20 protein-coding genes are annotated in these 18,067 nt (G+C 32.6%); 10 read left to right on the forward strand and 10 right to left on the reverse strand.

All coding sequences use genetic code 11. From position 1 onward, the window contains the following. Positions 1–79: 79 nt before the first annotated feature. The 10 genes from B4G36_RS07015 to B4G36_RS07060 all read right to left on the reverse strand — a co-directional run bounded on the left by B4G36_RS07015 (position 80) and on the right by B4G36_RS07060 (position 8,027). Positions 80–247, reverse strand: a complete 168-nt coding sequence (locus tag B4G36_RS07015) for a hypothetical protein (protein ID WP_291062959.1) — start codon at positions 245–247, stop codon at positions 80–82. 182 nt (positions 248–429) lie between these two features. Further along, positions 430–1,239: a TPM domain-containing protein gene (locus B4G36_RS07020; RefSeq protein WP_291062961.1), complete on the reverse strand. Its 810-nt coding sequence runs from the start codon at positions 1,237–1,239 to the stop codon at positions 430–432. Then, positions 1,220–1,660, reverse strand: a complete 441-nt coding sequence (locus B4G36_RS07025) for a TPM domain-containing protein (protein WP_219033625.1) — start codon at positions 1,658–1,660, stop codon at positions 1,220–1,222. The genes B4G36_RS07020 and B4G36_RS07025 overlap by 20 nt, the downstream gene beginning before the upstream one ends. Positions 1,661–1,665: 5 nt before the next feature. After that, a complete protein-coding gene (locus B4G36_RS07030) occupies positions 1,666–2,268 on the reverse strand; it encodes a LemA family protein (RefSeq protein ID WP_291062963.1) in 603 nt (200 codons plus the stop codon). Positions 2,269–2,382: 114 nt separating this feature from the next. Beyond that, positions 2,383–2,850, reverse strand: coding sequence for an ABC transporter ATPase (locus tag B4G36_RS07035; RefSeq protein ID WP_291062965.1), 468 nt, complete (start codon positions 2,848–2,850; stop codon positions 2,383–2,385). 137 nt (positions 2,851–2,987) lie between these two features. Beyond that, positions 2,988–3,779 (reverse strand): (Fe-S)-binding protein, encoded by a 792-nt coding sequence (locus B4G36_RS07040; protein ID WP_038332021.1) that lies wholly within the window; start codon positions 3,777–3,779, stop codon positions 2,988–2,990. 39 nt (positions 3,780–3,818) lie between these two features. Then, a complete protein-coding gene (locus B4G36_RS07045; RefSeq protein ID WP_291062967.1) occupies positions 3,819–4,247 on the reverse strand; it encodes an LNS2 domain-containing protein in 429 nt (142 codons plus the stop codon). 71 nt (positions 4,248–4,318) lie between these two features. Further along, positions 4,319–5,644 (reverse strand): (Fe-S)-binding protein, encoded by a 1,326-nt coding sequence (locus B4G36_RS07050; RefSeq protein ID WP_291062968.1) that lies wholly within the window; start codon positions 5,642–5,644, stop codon positions 4,319–4,321. Positions 5,645–5,697: 53 nt separating this feature from the next. After that, a complete protein-coding gene (locus B4G36_RS07055; protein ID WP_291062970.1) occupies positions 5,698–6,672 on the reverse strand; it encodes an MlaD family protein in 975 nt (324 codons plus the stop codon). Between the two features lie 59 nt (positions 6,673–6,731). Then, positions 6,732–8,027 carry an N-acetylmuramoyl-L-alanine amidase family protein gene (locus tag B4G36_RS07060; protein ID WP_291062972.1) on the reverse strand — a complete coding sequence of 432 codons (1,296 nt, stop codon included), beginning with the start codon at positions 8,025–8,027 and terminating at the stop codon, positions 6,732–6,734. A 72-nt stretch (positions 8,028–8,099) separates the two neighbouring features. Here B4G36_RS07060 and B4G36_RS07065 point away from each other — a divergent pair, with 72 nt between their 5' ends. The 10 genes from B4G36_RS07065 (at position 8,100) to clpP (ending at position 17,892) form a co-directional block, all read left to right on the forward strand. After that, positions 8,100–10,712 carry a putative LPS assembly protein LptD gene (locus B4G36_RS07065; RefSeq protein ID WP_291062975.1) on the forward strand — a complete coding sequence of 871 codons (2,613 nt, stop codon included), beginning with the start codon at positions 8,100–8,102 and terminating at the stop codon, positions 10,710–10,712. 12 nt (positions 10,713–10,724) lie between these two features. After that, on the forward strand, positions 10,725–11,111 hold the full coding sequence (locus tag B4G36_RS07070) for a RidA family protein (protein WP_291062977.1): 387 nt from the start codon (positions 10,725–10,727) through the stop codon (positions 11,109–11,111). Between the two features lie 9 nt (positions 11,112–11,120). Further along, positions 11,121–11,597 carry a hypothetical protein gene (locus tag B4G36_RS07075; RefSeq protein WP_291062979.1) on the forward strand — a complete coding sequence of 159 codons (477 nt, stop codon included), beginning with the start codon at positions 11,121–11,123 and terminating at the stop codon, positions 11,595–11,597. Positions 11,598–11,606: 9 nt separating this feature from the next. After that, entirely contained in the window at positions 11,607–12,680 is a 1,074-nt protein-coding gene (pdxA, locus tag B4G36_RS07080) for a 4-hydroxythreonine-4-phosphate dehydrogenase PdxA (protein WP_038332007.1), read from the forward strand. Positions 12,681–12,752: 72 nt separating this feature from the next. Further along, complete coding sequence (locus B4G36_RS07085) at positions 12,753–13,331, forward strand: YceD family protein (RefSeq protein WP_291062981.1); 579 nt, start codon at positions 12,753–12,755, stop codon at positions 13,329–13,331. A 54-nt stretch (positions 13,332–13,385) separates the two neighbouring features. Further along, on the forward strand, positions 13,386–13,583 hold the full coding sequence (gene rpmF / locus B4G36_RS07090) for a 50S ribosomal protein L32 (protein ID WP_019975824.1): 198 nt from the start codon (positions 13,386–13,388) through the stop codon (positions 13,581–13,583). Positions 13,584–13,708: 125 nt separating this feature from the next. Continuing rightward, positions 13,709–14,191, forward strand: coding sequence for an acetyl-CoA carboxylase biotin carboxyl carrier protein (accB, locus tag B4G36_RS07095; protein WP_291062983.1), 483 nt, complete (start codon positions 13,709–13,711; stop codon positions 14,189–14,191). 20 nt (positions 14,192–14,211) lie between these two features. Next, positions 14,212–15,576 (forward strand): acetyl-CoA carboxylase biotin carboxylase subunit, encoded by a 1,365-nt coding sequence (gene accC / locus B4G36_RS07100; protein ID WP_221854334.1) that lies wholly within the window; start codon positions 14,212–14,214, stop codon positions 15,574–15,576. A gap of 280 nt (positions 15,577–15,856) precedes the next feature. Continuing rightward, positions 15,857–17,176, forward strand: a complete 1,320-nt coding sequence (locus B4G36_RS07105) for a trigger factor (RefSeq protein WP_291062985.1) — start codon at positions 15,857–15,859, stop codon at positions 17,174–17,176. A 50-nt stretch (positions 17,177–17,226) separates the two neighbouring features. Continuing rightward, positions 17,227–17,892, forward strand: a complete 666-nt coding sequence (clpP, locus tag B4G36_RS07110) for an ATP-dependent Clp endopeptidase proteolytic subunit ClpP (RefSeq protein ID WP_038331995.1) — start codon at positions 17,227–17,229, stop codon at positions 17,890–17,892. Positions 17,893–18,067: the final 175 nt, after the last annotated feature.

Consider the following 18,067-nt stretch of genomic DNA (forward strand, 5'->3'; position numbering starts at 1 on the left):
AAACTGATTTAGAAAACGAATTTAACGAATAATGTTCAGTCATAAAAAAATCCGAACGGTTTCGTTCGGATTTTTGGGTTTATTCGTGAAATTTTAAAAGATTTTTCATTCTTTCTGTAATATATTCATCTTGAAGAAAATTTGCTTCATTAAAGTTTAAATCAAACTTATATTGAACAGCTAACTCTTTTAGAATTTCAATTTCAGCTTTTATCTCTCCTTCAAACCAGTTGTCCCAAGCAAACAAAATTATTTTTTCATTTTTAGCTAATTTGTAAAAGTCGAAATCAATTGATTTATCAAAAATTTCATCATCATATTCACAAATAATTTTCCATTTATCTTTTACTAATTCATTAATAATTAAATAAAAAATATCAGTTTCAATATTTGTGACAATTTTAAAATTCCTTAATCAAAATAGTATTTCTACCAACTACCAGAAGCACCTCCACCTCCGAAGCTTCCGCCTCCGAAGCCTCCAAAGCCTCCGCCGCTAGATGATCCACCCCAAGAACTTCCTCCTGAGCCGAAACCTCCGCCACCGAAAACAGAACTTCCTGTGTTCATAATGATAATATCATCTAACAAACTTCTTCGTCTGCCACCATTTCCGCCATTATTACCACCTTTACCTTTCGATATAATAATAAAAATAAAGATGAAAAAACCGATTGCAAATATAAGAGCAACCCAATCCATTTCTGGTTCTTGCGATTTTGGTTTGTCTTGCTTATACTTTCCTGCAAAAGCTTGAAAAATAGAATTGACTCCAGCATTTATTCCGCCAACGTAATCGCCTTGTTTAAAATACGGAATAATAACATTGTCAATAATCGATTTGTTGACACTTGGTGGTAGATAAATTTGAGCTCCATAACCTGTTCTAATCGTAATCTTACGATCTTGTTCACTTAAAACAATTACAACTCCATTATCTTTTCCTTGTGTACCAACTTTCCATTTTTCACCAATATCATTTGCAAACATTTCTAATGGATAACCATCTAGAGACTTCACTGTTAATACCAAAATTTGAGTAGATGTTGAATCATCATAGGCTACTAATTTTCGTTCTAATTCATCCAATTGCATTGCATCAAAAACATGTGCATAATCTTGCACAAGTTTTTTGGGTGGATGCTTGATATTAACCAATTCTTTAGGCGTTTGCCCAAAAACGGTTAAAATAGTTAGAAAAAAAGTTAGAAAAAAGTATTTAACTGTAGCTAATTTCATCTGGTAATTCGTTTGTATCATCCTCTTGATAAGGAAAATATTTTTTAAGTGCTTTGCCTGTTTTTTTTATTCCTTCACAAAGCCCTTTTACATAATGTTCTTTTTTGAAATGCTTGATGACCTCTTCTTTTATATCATCCCAAAAATCATCTGGTGTCACTTGATCAATTCCTTTATCACCAATAATTGTAAAGTTATGATCGGTTGGTGAAACATGAAACAACACACCATTTCTATCTTTGGTTTTGTGCATTTCTAATCGTTCAAACACCTCTAAAGCTTTATCAAAATGATTGGGAGAAGATTCGAATTCAATATGAACTCGAATTTCCCCACTTGTATATTTCTCCGCTTTTTGGATGGCTTCGATTATTTTTTTTTCATCTTTTGAGGAAAGAAATTTATGTTTCTTATTTCCCATAATGATTAGAATTCTACTTTAGGAGCATTTTCAGATCCTGCAGCAGCTTTGAAATAACCTTTTTTCGTAGCACCTGTAAAACCAGCGATTAAGCTGTTAGGGAAAGTTATAATCATGTTATTGAATTTCTCTGCAGCATCGTTGTATTTTTTTCTCTCAAATAAAACTTCTTGCTCGATAGAAGATAATTCTGCTTGTAAAGAAGTAAAGTTTTGATTGAATTTAATATCCGGATATTTTTCAACAGAAACCAATAAACGGCTTAATGTAGATCCTAATTGATCTTGAGCTTGTTGAAATTTCGCAATATTTTCTTGAGTTAATTGAGAAGCATCATCAATTTTGATTTGATTAGATGTTGCTTTTGCACGTGCATCAATTACAGCTGTTAACGTTTCTTTTTCCATATTCGCAGCACCTTTTACCGTGTTCACTAAATTTGGAACTAAATCTGAACGTTTTTGATATGTATTTTCTACATTCGACCATTGTTTTTGTACACCTTGGTCTGTTGTTTTAATCGTATTCGAAACTCCAATTCCCCAGAAAACGATTCCTGCAAGAACTAAAAGAATCACTCCGCCAATAAGACATCCTTTGTTTTTCATAGTATTTTTAATTTATTATTACGTAAAAATAGTGTTTTTTAAACAATTTTTTATCAAAAATAAAACCGAGCTTATTTCTAAACTCGGCTTTAATATTTTTTGGATTTTAAACGTTTAATTTAATAATGTTTTTGCCCAACTTTCTTCAATCGGTAATAACCAATTTTGCTTAAAATCATTCAAAGAAGAAATTCCATTATTGAAAACTTTTACATTTTTGATTTCTCCTTCTTTTACTTTTTGTTTGAATATTGGTAATTTTTCAATAAAAACTTCTTGCTCATTTTCATACGAAACTAACATTCTGTTTAATAAATCAAACGAATAATCTGCATCAATTTCGCGTACGATTTTCGTTAATTTATCGATAGAACAACCACTTGCTGTCGCTTGATTTTCGTCTACACCAACTACAATAAATTGATCGTAAGGTAAATCAAAATCAGCTAAAAGTTCAGCGCCATGCGCATTCCAATCTGCTATAAAAGTATTTAGTTTAGCTGTAATAGCTTGCTTTTCTTCTGTTGAGAATTTACGATTGGCTTGAAAAATCCAAATTCTTGAATCGTCTGCTAAATTCATTTTCTCTTTGTTTAAAATTTGTGTTTCAAAGATACGGAAATTTTGAGTAGTGAGTAATGAGTTGTAAGTTTTGAGTTAAAATGAAAAAGCCATCTCAATGAGATGGCTTTTATCAGTATTATTTTTTAAAAATTTGATTATAAATCTTTCGCTTCCATAATCAATTCAGCTAAGTCTTTTACCATAACCGTTGATTCTTTTTCGAAGTGTTTTACCCCGTCAGTCATCATTGTATTACAAAATGGACAACCTGTTGCGATAATGTGTGGCTCTTTCTCTAAAGCCTCTTCTGTACGTTCTACATTGATGTCTTTGTTTCCTTTTTCCGGTTCTTTGAACATCTGCGCTCCACCGGCACCACAACATAATCCACGTGTTTTGCAACGTTTCATTTCGACTAATTCGGCATCTAATTTTTCGATTAATTCACGAGGCGCTTCATACACATCGTTACCGCGACCTAAATAACAAGGATCGTGGAAAGTTATTCGTCTTCCTTTGAATGTTTCAGAACCTTCTAATTTCAATTTACCTTCGTTAATTAACTGTTGTAAATATTGAGAATGATGCAAAACTTCATACTCTCCACCTAAACTTGGATATTCATTTTTCAACGTATTGAAACAATGTGGACAAGTTGTAACGATTTTTTTCACTTCGTAAGCATTCAGAACTTCAATATTCATCATAGCTTGCATTTGGAAAACAAATTCGTTACCAGCACGCTTTGCAGGATCACCTGTACACGATTCTTCTGTTCCTAAAACGGCGAATTCTACGCCAATATTATTTAAAATTTTAACGAATGCTCGTGTTATTTTTTTTGCTCTGTCATCAAAACTTCCGGCGCAACCAACCCAAAACAAAACTTCTGGTTGTTTGCCTTCGGCCATATATTGAGCCATTGTTTTAACTGTAATATTTGACATATTTTTTTGTAGTCTTTGTGTTATTTGAATGGATTTGGTTTAATGTTTTCCATCATCAAAAACTTGAATCGAAACATTTCTTTCAACCAAATCTGTAAATTTACCATTGTATCGTGTCGCTTTTACTAAATGGTTGTCAACCCAATGATAATTTCCTCCACGAGGTTTTCCCATTAAAAGTCCATGGTATTTGAAACCATGTTTTTTCAACCAAATTTCTGTGTACTCACGATGTTCTTCTGTACGTGATGTAAAAAATGTGATAATATGTCCTTCGTCGTACCATTTGTTTAACGTTTCTAAAGCATCTGGATATAATTCTGCTGTTAGCATACGTTCTGGTTCTTCGTTTGGAATATCATCGCAAATTGTTCCATCAATGTCAATTAAATAATTTTTAACATTTTCTGGTAAAATAGGACTTACTCTTTCTCCGTTTTCAATTTTTTCCTCTAAGAAATTTTCCATGTGTGTTGTGTTTGTGTGTTATGTACAAAAATTAATAGTTCTTTGAGAATGAGTAATTGTATTTTACAATTTTAATCGTTTGCCCAATTCAATCTATCCGCATTGTTAAATTGCCAAGGAGCTCCATTGTTTTCGACATTTGTCATCATCATGTTCAACTCGTTTGGTGCAGCAGATTGTTCCATTACCAAATAACGACGTAAATCAACAATAATTGATAAAGGATCGATATTTACTGGACAAGCTTGTGTACATGCATTACAAGATGTACATGCCCATAATTCTTCTGGTGTAATATAATCGTTAACAAGCATTTTACCATCATCAACAAACTTACCATTTGTATCGATATTTTTGCTTACTTCTTCTAAACGATCTCGTGTATCCATCATAATTTTACGTGGAGATAATTTTTTTCCTGTCAAATTTGCTGGACATTCAGATGTACAACGTCCACATTCTGTACATGTGTAGGCATTAAGCAATTGTACTCGATTTAAATCAAAAATATCTTTTGCTCCAAATGTTTCTGGTTCCCCCTGTGGTTCAGCAGGAGCTGCGTAAGGATCTGCATTTGGATCCATCATCATTTTTACCTCATCTGTTACAGATTGTAAATTATTGAATTCTCCTTTTGGTTCTAACTTAGAAAACCATGTGTTTGGAAAAGCCAAAATGATGTGTAAATGTTTTGAATAATATAAATAATTTAAGAAAAAGAAAATTCCGATGATGTGAAACCACCACGCTGCTCTTTCTATAATTGTAATAAATGTGATGTCGTTGAATTGACTAATAATTGGTGCTGTTAACCAAGAAGAAATTGGAAAAGATCCTGTTTCGATATAATGAGGTGCACCCATTTTTTGTAACACTTGATCTGCACCATTCATTGTAAATAAAGCCAACATAAATGCAACCTCCATAATTAGGATATAATTTGCATCGTCTTTTGCCCAGCCTTTCATTTCTGGTTTCCAGAAACGCCCAACTTTTACAAAGTTTCTTCTACAGAAGAAAATGATACACGAAACCATCACCAAAAAGGCTAAAATTTCGAAAAACCCAATCATTCCGTTATAGAAACCTCCTAAGAAACTTAGAATACGGTGTGTTCCGAATACACCATCGATGATAATTTCTAATACTTCGATATTGATTAAAACAAATCCTACATAAACAAAGATATGCAGAATACCAGCAAGAGGACGAACAATCATTTTACCTTGTCCTAAAGCCACACGAGCCATCGTTTTCCACCTTTCCGCAGGATGATCGAAACGATCGATTTCTTTCCCTAATTTGATGTTACGTATAAGTTTCTTTACGTTTTGCGCAAAGAACCAAATACTTCCTATCATAATTAGAAGAAAGATTACATTTGGAATGTACTTCATCATTTTTTATTAGTCTTTTTATGAGTTTTGAGTATTTAATTTTAGTTTTGATCTTATGGCTGAACTGGTTGCTTTTTACCAAAAACAGAAATATTAACATAACGACTTGGGTTTTTCTTTAAGTCAGTTACGAATTCATTCATATTTTTGATTGTTGCTTCAAGCTCGTTAGCAAGTGTTTCGTCTTTTGCTAATTTTCCTAAAGAACCTTTTCCATTGTTCATATCTTCTAACAATTTATTTAAGTTTTTAGATGCATTTTCGAAATTCTTAATCACTTGATCCAATTCTAACGCGTTTAATTTATCCGCAGTTTTTCCAAATTTGTCAACTGTAGCTTTTGCAGAAGCCATTGTAGCACTTGCATTGTTAAGCGTTGTGTTCAATGTCTTTTCGTTTGTTTTGATCAAATTATTTGCACTATTTGATGTTGCAGTCAACGATTGCGCTGTTTTGTCGAACGAATCAATTGTATGATTCAAATTTCTCAACATTGCTTTAATATCTTGTTGAGTTGACGGATCCAAAACATTATTTACACTTCCTAATGTTTGATTAAAACTTAATAAAACACTATCTAATTTTGCTTGTGTTGGCGTTAATTGTTTTGTCAAACCATCTAACATTCCACCTGCAATACGACCTTGTAAATAATCACCATCTTTTGCTACATCTGGTCCATAGTCTAATAAAAGTCTAACTTCTGGTCCAGACATAATTCCTGGTTCGTAAATTTCTGCAATTGTTTTTTTTGAAAATTGAATATCTTTTTCGACAGAAATCACGACTTCAAAATAGATAGGTTTTGCAGTATCTATAATTTTAATTTCTTTCACCTGACCAACTCTCAAACCGTTTACAGAAACAGGTTTAGAAGGAGCTAATCCGCTTACATTTTCGTATTTCACTGTAAACAAACGTCCTGATGAAAAAATATTTTGACCTTTTAAGAAATTGAATAGCATGAAAAAACCTACTAAGGTTAAGATGGTAACAACTCCTATTTTTAATTCTTTAGATAACTTCACTTGTTATGATTTTATGCAAAAATAAAATTTAATTTGTAAAGAAACATTTTATATTACGTTTACATTGGTTCTTCACCATTAAATGTAACGATAAAGGCGTTTCTAAAACCTTTGTCTTGTACTTGTTTCAATGTTTTTTGAGCAGATTCCATTGTTTTATCAGAGCCATAATAATATTTCTGAAGTCCACCTTCTTTTACTCGCAACACATTTGTCAATCCATTAAATTTTTCGTCTTTGTCTTTATATTTTTTATTTGATGTCATAAACTGAACACGATAATTTTTACCACCTTCTAATTTTTTATTCGTTTCAAATTCTACAATTTTTGCACCAGAAAATCCTTTACGTTTTACCGTTTGCAACAAATCATTTGCACGAGATTGTAAATCTGTTTCTCCGTAATAATACACGTAATTATCACCTTCCTGAATTACATCTAAATCTGTTAAACCTCTTAATTGCGGTGAAGTTGAAGAAAATTTCATTTTAGACTCCATTACCCTTACCTTCAATTTTTTTCCTTCTACAGGTTTTTCAACTTTTTTAACTGGTTTAGGTTTTTCGTCCTCGTCCTCTACTCCACTTCTACGATCGTATTCTTTTTTGAATTGTTTGAATGCTTCATAAATTGTTTTAGTCGATTTTTCTTTTCCTTCATCAGATGCTAAAAAAGTTCCTTCGTCATAATTCGAAATAAATCCTAACTCAACCAAAACAGATGGGGAAGCATTTCCTCTCAACACGTGAAAGTTTGCTTGTTTAACACCTCTACTTTTTCTGAAATCACGATTCACAAAACCTTTTTCTACCAAATCTGCAAAACGAATAGATTGTTCTTTGTAAGCTGCATTCATAATCTCGAAAGCGATAACCGCTTCTGGATTATTTGGATTAAATTTTTCGTAACGTTCTTGATCTTTCTCTAAAAACACAACCGAGTTTTCACGTTTAGAAACCTCATCTGTTTCATTAGATCGCTTCAATCCCATTACAAATGTTTCTGTTCCCGTTGCACTTTTGTTATCAGCCGAATTACAGTGAATCGAGACAAATAAATTCGCATGATTATCATTTGAAATTCGTGTACGTTCCCATAATTCTAAAAAAATATCTGTGTCACGTGTTAAAACAACTTTAACATCTTTGTGATTTTTCTTAATTAATTCCGCCAATCTTTTCGAAACATCTAACGTAATATTCTTTTCATAATCAGCGACTCCCCTTGCTCCAGCATCATGTCCACCATGACCAGCATCAATAACAATTACAAAATTTTGCTTTTTTTGTGCAAATGAAAATGTAGAAAATACCATCATCATCGCAAAAAATAAATACTTTTGTATGTTAATCATTTTTAAACTCATACTATAGGTTTGTTTTTTTGATTAATTTTGACGCAATTTATAAAAAATAAGTTTTTCAATTTGTTTACAAAGGCAATTAAATCGATTTTATTTTTTAGTCCAGTAATGGTTTGCACCGTTTCTTTTGGACAAGTTAAGCAAAATAATAACGATAAAGATCACTCTAAGATAGTTTCTGATTCTGTAAAATTAGATACTATTATACCTGTAAAAGAGAAATTAGAGTTTGTGGTAGAGCACAATTCCGAGGACGAAATACATAATCGTAAAAAACGTATGACTTACCTTTTGCGTAAGGCACATGTAGTTTACGGCGATATGGCTATTGATGCAGATTATATTGAACTAAATTGGGATACAGGTGATGTATATGCCGAAGGTAAGCGCGATTCTATTGGGAATATTGTTGAAAAAACAAAGTTTACACAAGGTCAACAAGAAATTTTGCAAGATGCTTTCAAAGTAAACTTCAAAACGAAAGTTGGAATTGCATATAACATTCGCATGACGCAAGAAGATGGAATCATCATTGCAGATAAAGCGAAACGTGTCAACGATTCGGTAATGTTACTAAAACGTGCCGATTTTACTACGGATACTTATTTTAAGGAAGGAAAAGATACTCGACCAGATTATTTTCTTCGTGCTAAAGAAGGAAAAATGATTGATAAAAATGGTAAAAAAACATTGATTACTGGACCTATCAAAATGTGGATTTATGACGTACCAACACCATTAGCATTACCATTTGGTTACATCCCAGCGATGGGTGCAAAACGTGCCGCAGGTATTTTGATGCCTCGCCCAGGTGAGCGTACAAACCTTGGTTTCTTTATCGAAGATTTAGGATTTTATGTTCCATTTGGAGATAATTTTGATTTAAAACTTTCGGGAGATGTTTACACAAAAGGTAGCTGGGCTGCTAGAGCCGAATCTACCTATAAAAAACGTTACAAATACAATGGTCGACTTGCAGCGAATGTAGAAAATCGCTTAACTGGTATCAAAGGTCTTACAGAAGGTTCTAATGCCTTTTCTAAACAAAGTATGTTTGGTGTTATGTGGTCACATAGCCAAGATCCGAAAGCAAATCCATATTGGTTATTCAATGCCAATGTTAACTTTTCGAGTTCGAAATATTACCGTGAATCTGTACGAAATCAATACATCAATACTGGACAAGTTTTTACAAACAACGTTAACTCATCTATTAACTTAACAAAAAACTTTGAGAATGCTCCACTAACAGCTCAGTTGAGTATGTCGCACTCTCAAAATTACAATACTGGAGATATTAACATTGCATTTCCTCGTTTCAACTTGACGATGTCTCGTATTTTCCCATTTGCAAAGAAAAATATACCAAAAGAAGGTTTAATTCAGAATCTTGGTTTAACGTATAGTATGCAAGCTGGAAATGAAGTTAACACCAACGACAAAGACATCTTTACGGACAAAATGTGGAAAGATCAAATGCGAATGGGTGCGAATCACAAAATTGGTTTGCAGACAGGTATTACACTTGCTAATTATTTCCCATTAACACTTTCTTCTGACTATAATGAAGTTTGGGGTGATAATCGTTTGATTAAAAACTACAATTCTGTTAACGGAAAAATAGAGGACACAACATTGAAAGGATTCAATTCATATCGAACATTTAATTTCAATGCTTCTGTTTCAACTAATATTTATGGATTATATCTTAATCCAAATAAAGATGCTAAGATTTTAGGAATTCAGCACGTGATTACACCATCTATTGGTTATAGTTATACGCCGGATTTCCAAAGTCAATCTTGGGGATATTACAAAGCTTATCAAAACCAAAATCAAGAAGAAGTTTGGTACAATCAATATCAAAACATGTTGTATGGTGTATCAATTCCTGGTTTGACAAATTCATTAAACTTTGGAATTTCGAACAATTTAGAGATGAAAGTAAAAGAAGCAAATGATTCGAAAGGTTTCAAGAAAGTAAAGATATTTGAATATTTACGTTTGAGTTCATCTTATAATTTCTCTGCGGATGAATTTAAACTTTCTCCAATTAGTATTAATGGAATGACATCTTTGTTTGACAGAAAAGTAAATGTACAATTCTCATCAACTGTTAATCCATATAAAATTCAACGTTATATAAATGCTGAAGGAAATGAAGTTGCTCAATACATTGATGAACTTGGCTTAGGAAATCTTCGTATTTCGAATATGACATTAGGAACTGGTTATACTTTTGATAATAGTACATTTGGTGGAAAACGTTTCGATGCCAAGAACTATAAAAAGCGTGGAACAGTTCGTGACGAAAATTTCTATTATGACAGCGATAATTATGCGCAATTTGCTATTCCTTGGAGTTTAACAGCTAATTTAAGTTATAATTATAGCAAAGGAACAGAACGAAAAGGAAGTAGCACAGGTTCTATTGCAATGAATGGTAAAATTTCGCCAACACCATATTGGGCAATTTCTGCAAATGCAACTTACGATTTCATCAAAAATGAAATTACATATGTACGTTTTGGTTTTGAAAGAGATTTACGAAGCTTTACCTTATCATTCAACTGGACACCAATGGGAACATATAAAAGTTATGATTTCTTTATCGGAATAAAAGCATCAATCTTACAAGATTTAAAATACAACGATAGATCAAGACTTAATTACTAAAAAAATATTAATATGAAAAAACAAATCGTTCATACAGAAAAAGCACCAAAAGCAATTGGACCTTATTCACAAGGTGTAAAATGCAACGGATTTATTTACACATCAGGACAAATTCCTTTCAATGTAGAAAAAAATGAATTGGTTACAACAGGTATTCAAGATGAAGTTCATCAAGTAATGAAAAATGTAATTGCAATTTTAGAAGCTGGCGGAACAACAATTGACCAAGTTGTAAAAACAACAATTTTCGTTAAGGATTTGAATGATTTCAATGCAGTTAACGAAGTTTATGCTTCTTATTTTAATGATGAAAATTATCCTGCACGCGAATGTGTAGAAGTTGCTCGTTTACCACGCGACGTAAATGTTGAAATTTCTGTAATCGCCATTGCAGACTAATAAAATATTATGCTAAAAGACAAAACTGTATTAAGAAACACAATTGCTGTAATAGTAGGATTAGCTGTTATCTATGCTATCATACAATTTGGTCTTATATACAACGCGGATAGATTAGGATGGGACGACAAAGTTTTTCCGGAATGGAGACACATCATCAAATATTTTTCGCATCAAGAAGGGAAAAAATTCGAAGTTCAATTTTTTGGATCAATGCTCGCAATTAGTGGAATTGCAGCTTTAGTTGGTGGTGTTATAACAGCTCTTATCGTAAGAAGAGCTAAACAAGCTTACACGATGTTTGTAGGATTTATTGTGTTAATCGTTGCATTAGGCGACGTTCTTATCACGCCTTATCACCCAACTTGGTACGAAATTGCGATCTGTCCAGTTTTATTCTTTTCATCATGGATTGGAGGTTTAATTGTAGATTTAATTTACAAAAGATTTTTCAAAAAATACAAACCATCCAGCCAATCATATTAAATTAACATTATGTCTGAAAAAGATAGAAAAATTAGAGTTGCCATCTCGATTGGTGATTATAACGGAATCGGAATTGAGGTTATCTTAAAAACCTTACAAGAAAAAGAAATAACAGAGTTTTTTACCCCTGTTATTTTCGGTTCAACCAAATTATTATCGTATCAAAAAGATCGTTTAAAATTTGACCGAATCAATTTTCAAGGTATTCAAGATGCGAATCAAATTGTAGACGGAAAAATCAATGTGGTTAATCTTTGGAAAGATCAAATTGATGTACATTATGGTAAAGTAACCAAAGAAGCTGGTGAACACGCTTATCAATCATTAAAAGCGGCTGCAAAATCTGTTTCAGATGGTTTTACAGATGTTTTGGTAACGGCTCCAATTAATAAAGATAATATTCAGTCCGAAGAATTTCATTTCCCAGGTCATACCGAATATTTAGGAGAAGTTTGGGGAGGAAAACCTTTGATGTTCTTAGTTTCAGAAAAATTGAGAGTTGGTTTAGTAACGCAACATATTCCGATTAGCGAAGTTGCAAAACAAATTAATCCAAAATCTGTTTATGCAAAAATTCAACAAATTCATAAAAGTTTGATTGAAGATTACGCCATCGAAAAACCAAAAATTGCAGTTTTAGGTCTTAATCCTCATGCAGGTGACAATGGTCTGTTAGGATCAGAAGAAAAAGAAATTATTTCGCCAGTTATCGAGCGCTGCATTAACGAAAATCAATTAGTTTTTGGACCTTATTCGGCAGATAGTTTTTTCAATCCAAGTAATTTAGACGCTTTTGATGCTGTTTTGGCCATGTATCACGATCAAGGATTGGTTGCTTTCAAAACAATTAGTTTTGATGAAGGAGTTAATTATACAGCTGGATTAAAATTTGTACGAACTTCGCCAGATCATGGTGTAGCTTACGACATCGCAGGAAAAGGAATTGCAAACGAAGAATCATTTAAGGAAGCTATTTTTTCAGCAATCGAATTATATAAAAATCGAAACGAATACCAAGAGCTAACAAAAAATGTATTGCAACATATTCCTCTAAAATTAGAAAAAGGCGATAATAAAGAATAAAAATTTAAAATAAGTTGCAAAGAGCTATTAATTTTAAATAAATTAGATTATCTTTGCACACCTTTTTGTGGTATGGACAAGTTAAAAAATTATAATATTGTATTTACAAGCTTGCCTTTTGGTAAGAGTGATTTTACATTCGAATTATCACAATCGTTCTTTGATTTATTTGAAATTGAGCAAGATTTTGACAATCCTAATTTAATTGCAACAATTATTTTAGATAAAAAATCGACAATGCTTGAGTTAGAAATCAGCTTAAAAGGAGACATTACAGTCCCTTGTGATTTGACTGGAGAATTGTTTCAACAAGAAATTTCAAATAATGCAGAATTAATTGTTAAATTTGGCGACGAGTTTGACGATACTGATTTTGAAATGTGGGTAATTCCAAGAGAGGAATACCAAATCAACGTTGCGCAAGTTCTTTATGAATTGGCAATGCTATCAGTACCAACAAAACGAATTCATCCAGATGTCTTGAATGGCAAAAGCGATTCTGAAATGATAGAATTGTTAGACCAATACAGCATTTACGAATTAGACGAAGATGCAGAAGACGAGCATAACGATGAAAACAACAATGATGACGATGACGATAATAACGACATTGATCCTCGTTGGGCAAAATTGAAAGATTTGAAACCTTAATTGGTTTTTATTATTAAAATAAATTATAGAAATAAAGAAAAAAAGTAGTTAGATATGGCACATCCTAAGAGAAGACAGTCGTCAACAAGAAGAGATAAACGTAGAACACACTACAAAATCGAAGCTCCACAATTAGCAATCGATAAAACAACAGGTGAAGCACATTTATATCACAGAGCTCACTGGTCTGACGGAAAATTATACTACAAAGGTAAAGTAGTATTAGAGAAAGTACAAGAAGTTACTGAATAATATAATCTTCGAAAGATTTTGAAGCTGTTTCTAAAAAGAAACAGCTTTTTTTATTTTTTTTTCAATACCTTTGAAATCGTTTTATAAAAAACAAACATAAAAGGTCAAATAAAAAACCGCATTATATGGACATTAAAGACATTCAAAATTTAATTAGATTCGTATCAAAAGCAGAAGTTGCTGAAGTAAGCATCAAACAAGATGACATCGAAATCAAAATCAAAACTTTAGCAAGCGTACCTGCACAAGTTGCATCTCAACAAATTTATGTACCACAAGCTCCTGTAGCTCCAATTGCCGCTCCTCAAGCGTCAGCAGCTGCACCAGCAAATAACTCTACAACATCAACAGAAGAAGAAAATAGTAATTTAATTACAGTTAAATCTCCTATGATTGGTACTTTCTACCGTGCTGCAGGACCAGGTAAAGAACCTTTTATTAATGTAGGTGATGCTATTGCTCCAGGTAAAGTTTTATGTATTGTTGAAGCAATGAAGCTATTCAACGAAATCGAATCAGAAGTTTCTGGAAAAATTGTAAAAATCTTAGTGGACGACGCTAATCCAGTTGAGTACGATCAACCATTATTCTTAGTTGATCCAGCTTAATCAATTACATCTAAAAAATTATGTTTAAAAAGATATTAATCGCTAATAGAGGTGAAATTGCAATGCGTATTATACGTACTGCAAAAGAAATGGGAATCAAAACGGTTGCCGTTTACTCTAAAGCAGACGAGACTTCATTACACGTACGTTTCGCTGACGAAGCTGTGTGTATTGGTCCTGCTCCAAGTAAAGATTCGTACCTAAAAATGGCTAACATCATCGCGGCTGCAGAAATTACTGACGCGGATGCTATTCACCCAGGTTACGGGTTTTTATCTGAAAACTCAACTTTTTCTAAAATCTGTGCTTCTAACGGAATCAAATTCATCGGTGCTTCTGCAGAAAATATCGAGCGTATGGGAGATAAAGCCAATGCGAAAGCTACTATGAAAGAAGCTGGTGTTCCTGTAGTACCAGGTTCTGATGGTTTATTAGAAAGCTATGAGCAAGCCTTAGAAGTTGCGCGCGAAATTAAATACCCAGTTATGATGAAAGCTACTGCCGGTGGTGGTGGTAAAGGTATGCGTGCAATTTGGAAAGAAGAAGATTTATTACACGCATGGGAATCTGCTCGTACAGAAGCTGCTGCAGCTTTTGGTAACGACGGAATGTATATGGAAAAATTAATCGAAGAACCACGTCATATCGAGATTCAAGTTGCAAGTGACCAAAACGGTAAAGCTTGTCACTTATCAGAACGTGACTGTTCTATTCAACGTCGTAATCAAAAATTAGCAGAAGAAACCCCTTCTCCAATCATGACAGACGAATTACGTCAACGTATGGGAGATGCAGCAGTTAAAGCTTGTGAATATATCGGTTATGAAGGTGTTGGCACAATTGAATTCTTAGTTGACAAACACGGAGATTTCTACTTTATGGAAATGAATACTCGTATCCAAGTAGAGCATCCAATTACTGAGCAAGTAACAGGTTTCGATTTAATTCGTGAACAAATTATGTTAGCGGATGGTGAGCCAATCTCTGGTCAAAACTATTATCCAAACGGACATTCTATCGAGTGTCGTATCAATGCAGAAGATCCTTATAACGACTTCCGCCCTTCTCCAGGGAAAATTACAAATATTAATATTCCTGGTGGTAACGGTGTTCGTGTTGATACACACGTTTATGCTGGATATACAATTCCACCAAATTACGATTCTATGATTGCAAAAATCATTGTTACTGCACAAACGCGTGAAGAAGCAATAGCAAAAATGAAACGTGCGTTAGGGGAATTTTATATCGAAGGTATCAAAACAACGATTCCTTTTCACTTACAGTTGATGGATAATCCAGATTTTATCGCGGGTAATTACACAACTAAATTTATGGAGGATTTTGTTTTTGACGAATCTTACGCAAATTACGGAGAATTATAAGAAATTAAATTTTCGAAATATTGAAAATCCAGAACGTATATTCTGGATTTTTTTTATGTCATTGTGTCAGCAAAAATCAAATGGCTTAATTGTTGAAAATATCACCTCAGAAAAGTAGTAAATAATCAATTCAATCATTCCATCTAAAATCAAAATCTCAAGTATTTGATAAGATTCCATCCGAATTGTTAATTTATAGTGAATGAATTGATTGTAATATTACTTTTTACTATTAAAAATCATTAATAATTTATACATTTGCACTCCAAATTTAAGGTAGATGAATATTACTAAAAATACAACAGACAAATTAAACGCAGTATTAACTGTAACTGTTGATAAGGCAGATTATCAAGAAAAAGTAGTTGATGTATTAAACCAATACAGAAAAACAGCTAACATTAAAGGTTTCCGTAAAGGACAAGTTCCAATGAGTTTTGTAAAAAAACAATACGAACAAGCTGTTATTTTTGATACAGTTAACGAAATTTTACAAAAAAGTGTATCTGAATACATCAACGTAGAAAAATTATCAATCTTAGGAAATCCAGTTCCAGTAATGAAAGATGTTGATTGGGATGCTGATCAATTATCATTTGATTTCGAATTAGGATTAGCTCCAGAATTTGATGTTGATTTATCTAAAGTAGAAGTTGAAAGCTACAAAGTAAAAGTTGCTGACGACGAAATCCAAAAATATGTAGATAATTTCGCTGCTCGTTTTGGATCATTAAAATCTTTAACTGAAGCTGAAGCTGAAGCTGTTTTGAAAGTAGAAGCTGCTGTAGAAGGACAAGAAGCTAAACAAACATTTATCCGTTTAGAAGAATTGAAAGATGCTTCTGCATTTATTGGTAAAAAATCTGGTGATGTTGTAGAAGTAAATTCTAATGATATTTTTGATACTGCTGAAGAAGCTGCACAACAATTGAATACAGAAGTTTCTGAAGAAGGAACTAATGTTACTTATACAATCAAAGAAATTAACAAAGCTGAAAAAGCTGAAGTTAACCAAGAATTATTTGATAAAGTTTATGGAGAAGGAGCTGTGGATTCAGAAGAAGCTTTCCGTAACAAAATCAAAGAAGAGTCAGAAAACATGTACAACAAAGAATCTGACAAACAAATTATCAATGATGTTGTAGCTAAATTATTAGATACAGTTCAATTTGATTTACCAACAGAATTTTTAACGAAATGGTTAATTACTTCTAATGAAAATGTAACTTCTGAAGAGCAAGCTAAAGAACAATTGGTAAAAATGGACAAAGGTTTACGTTACCAATTAATCGAAGCTAAAATTGCTGAAGTTAACAATGTAGAAGTAAATGCTGAGGAAGTAAAAGAAGCTGCTTTTGCTGCAATCAAAGATCAATTAAAAATGTACGGTCAAACTTCTATTCCAGAAGAAACATTACAACAAATTGCAATGTCTGCTTTACAGAATCAAGAAGAATACAACCGTTTATCATACCAAGTGTTTACAGACAAAATGTTAGACATCTTCAAAAACAATGTAAAATTGAACGAGAAAGAAGTAACATTTGACGAGTTTGTTGACATTATTACAGAAAAAAATAAAGAATTAGCAGAAGCTTAATCACTTCTAAAAAATTCTTTATACCTTTCATTTAAAATCTAAATTTAATAATGAAAAACGTAGGAGAAGAATTTAAAAAATATGCGCTGTTAGACAAAGGAATTAGCTCTTTACATATGGAGAGTTACATCCAAAATACAACGCCTTACATCGTTGAAGAAAGAAAATTGAACGTTGCACAAATGGACGTTTTCTCTCGTTTGATGATGGACAGAATCATCTTTTTAGGAACAGGAATCGATGATCAAATTGCCAATATTATTCAAGCGCAATTATTGTTCTTAGAAAGTGTGGATGCGACAAAAGACATTCAGATTTATGTTAACTCACCAGGTGGTGGTGTTTATGCAGGATTAGGAATTTACGACACAATGCAGTTAGTAAAACCAGATGTTGCAACAATTTGTACAGGAATGGCAGCTTCTATGGGAGCAGTTTTATTATGTGCAGGTGCAGCAGGAAAACGTTCAGCACTTAAACATTCTCGCGTGATGATTCATCAACCTTTAGGAGGTGCTCAAGGACAAGCAACTGATATGGAAATTACATTGAAGGAAATCTTGAAATTAAAAAAAGAATTATACGACATTCTTGCAACTCATTCTGGTCAAACTTTCGAGCAAATCGAAAAAGATGGTGAACGTGATTACTGGATGACTTCACAAGAAGCAAAAGAATATGGAATGATTGACGAAGTTTTATTGCCTCGTAAATAATTTTAAATTCAATAAAAATACAAAAAAAGGATACTCAAAATTTTGAGTATCCTTTTTTTCGTTTACAAATACTTAAAATTTTGTAAAACAATAAGAATGAAATAAAAAAAAACAATAATCTAAAATAAGATAACTTCATCCTTTATTTTACCATAATTTATACTGATAGAAATTA

This window comes from Empedobacter sp. UBA3239, from assembly GCF_002362875.1.
Lineage (GTDB): Bacteria > Bacteroidota > Bacteroidia > Flavobacteriales > Weeksellaceae > Empedobacter > Empedobacter falsenii_B.